This is a genomic window from Lentilactobacillus kefiri, from assembly GCF_007989105.1.
Lineage (GTDB): Bacteria > Bacillota > Bacilli > Lactobacillales > Lactobacillaceae > Lentilactobacillus > Lentilactobacillus kefiri.
The window spans coordinates 1-861 of the sequence record NZ_BJVK01000101.1 but is presented as its reverse complement, the minus strand read 5'-3'; the positions used below and the strand labels follow the sequence as shown (position 1 = coordinate 861).

Genomic DNA, 861 nt, shown 5'->3' with positions numbered 1-861 from the left:
CTGTTTGAGATCTCTAAAAGCGGCGTAGGAAAACTGAGACAAACGCTAAAGTTACCATCGTTGTACTGGTGTGCAGCTGTCGTTCACAGTTTTTCCAGAGCCGACGATATTTTTCCAACCAGCTAAAGGAGCGTTCAATTATCCAGCGTTGTGGCAACACTTCAAATTTATGTAACTCATTTCGTTTGGCGACTTGGGTGGTCGCTTTTAAATTAAGCTGGACATCCATGGCGAAATTGCGGCCACTGTAACCACCATCAACCAATACACTTCGAACCCGGCGTAAGTTTTCGGCGTTTAAGGCTAACATGGCACTGGCGCCGTCACGGTCAGAGACATTGGCCCGCGTTAAATGAATGGCTTGCGGAAAGCCATTCATATCCACTGCTAGATGCCGCTTAATTCCGGAAATTTTCTTACCGGCATCATAGCCTTTATTCTCGGCCGTTTCGGTATTTTTAACACTCTGAGCGTCAACGATAATGAAGGAAGTTAACGCCGAACGATCCTGCTTGGATCGTAAGGTAGCGACAATTTTTTTAAAACCTGATCTAACAGTGATGGCTCTGCTGGCGTTGGTTGCCGAGACCATAAGCGAAAATACGTGTAGACCGTTTGCCACTTGGGAAAATCATGCGGTAATGCCCGCCATTGAGCGCCGGTCTTTAAGATATATAGAATGGCACAGAAAACGTCATATAAATCAACTTGCCGCGGCTTCGTCCGTTGACAAAAGTTTTCTAGTTCTGAGCGAATGACTTCAAACTGTTGGCGAGTAATATTACTGGGATAATTAGGCATAACAATTTCCTTTTTTGCAAAAGTATACCAAAACTCAATTTAGATCTCAAACAGTTTCTT

The 861-nt window shown here is 44.1% G+C and carries 1 protein-coding gene; it reads right to left on the bottom strand.

Features of this window, described 5'->3' with window-relative positions:
* Positions 1-13 precede the first annotated feature (13 nt).
* Positions 14-801 (bottom strand): IS5 family transposase gene (locus LKE01_RS11860; protein ID WP_089121852.1). Its coding sequence is split into 2 segments (ribosomal slippage): positions 14-543 and positions 543-801, totalling 789 coding nucleotides; the frame shifts between segments, so codons are not numbered across the junction.
* Positions 802-861: the final 60 nt, after the last annotated feature.